The following is a 3,608-nucleotide window of genomic DNA, read 5'->3' as shown; positions in this document are numbered from 1 at the left end:
TTGAATTTTCTTGAATCAGTTTAAATAATGGTGGCACTGGAAACAAATTATCTTTAATCACGTGAACGTTTTCAACAAAGTGAAGTACCTTTGTTTGGGCACCTCCACTGCAATGCACCATTCCGTGTATTTGATTTGAAGTATATTTTTCTAAAATCTTTTTAATAACAGGCGCATACGTTCTTGTTGGAGAAAGTACTAATTTACCTGCATCAATTGGACTGTTTTTAACTGCATCGGTTAATTTTGTTTGACCAGAATAAACCAATTCGTCCGGAACAGCTGCATCAAAACTTTCAGGATATTTTTGAGCTAAATACTTGGCAAAAACATCGTGACGTGCAGAGGTTAGACCATTACTTCCCATTCCACCATTATATTCGGTTTCATATGTAGCTTGCCCAAAAGAGGCTAATCCTACAATAACAGCTCCCGCTTGAATATTCGCGTTATTTATTACTTTACTTCTTTCCATACGAGCGGTAACAGTAGAGTCTACAATAATAGTACGAACCAAATCGCCCACATCAGCTGTTTCGCCACCAGTAGAGTGAATAGTTACGCCATGTTTTTTTAATTCTGTAATTAATTCTTCTGTTCCGTTAATAATGGCTGAAATGACTTCAGCTGGAATTAGATTTTTATTTCTACCAATAGTTGAAGACAATAAAATATTATCGGTTGCACCTACACATAATAAATCATCAATATTCATAATTAATGCATCTTGCGCAATGCCTTTCCAAACAGAAACATCGCCTGTTTCTTTCCAATACATATAAGCTAAAGCTGATTTAGTTCCAGCACCATCAGCATGCATTATGATGCAATACTTCTCGTCGTTGGTCAAATAATCGGGTATGATTTTACAAAATGCTTGAGGAAATAATCCTTTATCAATATTTTTAATAGCATTGTGGACATCTTCTTTGGAAGCAGAAACTCCTCTTAAATTATAGCGTTGGCTCGTTTCAGAACTCATTATTATGTGATGTTTGTTTTGTGGTGCAAAGATATAAATAAATAGGTAATGTGCCAATAAGATAATGAGACAATTTGCCAATTCAAAATAAAAAAATCAGAAATAAACGGTATCAAAGAAATTTTTACAACCTTTGCAGTTAAGTATTATGTTGAAGAATCAAATATATAATTGGAAAAGTTAGAAAATTCATTTACTAGTTGGACAATCTGTCAAAATTGCAAAGGACAAGGCAAAAAAAACAGAAAACAACCAAAAAAATCGCAAATTCGACAAGAAAACCAGGCAACTAAAACCCAACCGGTTTCTTGTAAAAATTGTTTGGGTTCTGGTTTAATTGCTTCTGCTAATATTCCACAAATTGACACTGAAAATTATCCAAATATTGCTATTATAGGTGCCGGTATTGGTGGTGTCGCCTTAGCAGTTGCTTGTTTACATCGAGGTATTCCTTTTACGCTATTTGAACGTGATACATGTTTTTCTGATCGATCTCAAGGTTACGGACTCACGTTGCAACAAGCTAGCAAAGCAATGAAAAGTTTAGGTATAAATTTTTTAATAAAAGGTGTTGTTTCCACAAAACACATTGTGCATACTACAGATGGCAGCATTATTGGAGAATGGGGAATGAGAAAATGGATAGCATCCAACACAAAAAAATCGCAGAAACAAACCAATATTCATATAGCAAGACAATCGTTACGATTAGCATTACTTGAGCAACTTGACGGACACAAAAGTGTAGAATGGGGACATCAATTATTAGATTTTAAGGAATCTGATAATAAAATTGATTTGAGTTTTCAAGTAAACGGCAAAATTAAAACCATTAAAACAGATTTGTTGGTTGGTGCCGATGGCATTCGGAGCTCAGTAAGAAAATTATTACTAAGTGAAGAAATTTCACAGCTACACTATTTAGATTGCATGGTTATTTTGGGAATTTGCAAATTAAGTGGTTTAGAAAATATTGAACGCCCATTACTTGATTCTGCAACAGTATTTCAAACTGTAAATGGTAAAGAACGAATTTATGTAATGCCTTATGATAATGATTCAGTTATGTGGCAATTAAGTTTTCCTATTTCAGAAAAAGAGGCTAAAGAACTAAGTGCAAAAGGAACAAAATATCTAAAAGAAGAGGCTTGTAAAAGAGCCAATTGGCACTGTCCTATTCCTGAAATTTTAACTGCAACTTTAGAATCGCAAATTTCTGGTTATCCTGTTTATGATAGAGAATTATTGACAACCGAATTATTGGAAAGCAATAAAAATGTAACTTTAATTGGAGATGCCGCCCACCCAATGAGTCCGTTTAAAGGACAAGGTGCCAATCAGGCATTATTAGATGCATTGTCATTAGCTCGAGAAATCACCAAAAAATGTACAAAATCATCAAAGTGGAAAGAAATTGGTATTAGAAAAAGTATACTAAACGATTTTGAATCTGAAATGTTATCACGAAGTGCCAGTAAAGTGAAAGATTCTGCAGCAGCGGCAAAATTTTTACATTCAGAAATAGTTCTACAAAAAAGTGATGAACCTAGAGGAAGTGTAGCAAAAAAAATTAGATAATTAGATAATTAGATAATTAGATAATTAGATTTTTAGATAAATAGCCAATTTATCAATGTGCCGATGAGGTAACACGTCAATCTATCAATTAATAAATTCTATGATAACTAAAAAGAGATTTATAATTTCCAAATTTTTCCACCTGATAAGATTATAATAAAATACAATGGTATTAACAAACAAAAAAGAAGATATAAAAACAATTCTTTTTTACTTGTTTTTTCAACCGTTATAGTGTCAGTTTTCTTTTTAAAATATCTAAAATTTAAATACAACCATACAATTCCAATAGGATAAAAATAAAGTTTATTAACGCTATAAACACTACTAAATTTAAACATTTCTAATAGAAATATTCTACTTAAAATAAGCATTAATAAAAAGAAATGTACTCCTTGTATTATAAAAACAAGGCAAACACTATTAAATATTGGGTCAAAATTTTTATTCAATTTAAAATATGAATAAATTTTTTTATATAAAAAAATATACATTAATTAATTATTATTTTTTTTATTGGGTAAATATTTATAATCGCTTAAACCACTAATTTAATCAATCAGCTAATTGGCTAATTGGCACATTGACTAATTGACTAATTATCTAATTAACCTACATTTCTAAAATCATAATTTCCACTCTTCTATTGGCAGCCGCTTGTTCTTCTGTTTCTTCTGGAATGGTAAATTTTGGTTTCGAAACACCAAAACCCTTTACTTTTACACGTCGCTCTAAAATATAATTCGATTGTAAAATTCGACGGACTTGTTTGGCACGATCTAAAGATAAATTTCTTACATCTTTATCTACACAACAAATATGTCCTTGAATTTCAATATATAATTTTGGATTCATTGTCATAATTCGAATCAGTTCGAAAATTTCTCTTTGCGAAGATGGCATAATGCCAAAGGTGTTTTTATAAAACTGAATTTCAGGCAAAACAATTAAAGTGCCTGGTCGAGACAATTGAATTTTTTCTTCTAAAGTGGCGCCTTCTGGAAAATTCATATCCTTTTCTTCTATTGGAGTTAATCCGTTTGTTGGA

Annotated in this window: 3 protein-coding genes; 1 reads left to right on the top strand and 2 read right to left on the bottom strand. The window is 31.4% G+C overall.

Annotated elements, in window-relative coordinates; all coding sequences use genetic code 11:
- Positions 1–982, bottom strand: a 982-nt coding sequence (locus ACIQ2I_RS08520; RefSeq protein ID WP_396181992.1) for an AIR synthase related protein, incomplete at its 3' end; no start/stop codon positions are given.
- A gap of 171 nt (positions 983–1,153) precedes the next feature.
- Here ACIQ2I_RS08520 and ACIQ2I_RS08515 point away from each other — a divergent pair.
- Positions 1,154–2,560: an FAD-dependent oxidoreductase gene (locus ACIQ2I_RS08515; protein ID WP_396181991.1), complete on the top strand. Its 1,407-nt coding sequence runs from the start codon at positions 1,154–1,156 to the stop codon at positions 2,558–2,560.
- A gap of 612 nt (positions 2,561–3,172) precedes the next feature.
- Here ACIQ2I_RS08515 and ACIQ2I_RS08510 read toward each other — a convergent pair.
- Positions 3,173–3,608: OmpA family protein (locus tag ACIQ2I_RS08510; RefSeq protein WP_396181990.1), on the bottom strand; the 436-nt coding region annotated here is incomplete at its 5' end.

Source organism: Flavobacterium sp. (genome assembly GCF_044368995.1).
In the GTDB taxonomy this organism is placed as follows: domain Bacteria; phylum Bacteroidota; class Bacteroidia; order Flavobacteriales; family Flavobacteriaceae; genus Flavobacterium.
The sequence above is the reverse complement of the archived record's forward strand: the minus strand, read 5'-3'. Positions and strand labels throughout refer to the sequence as shown.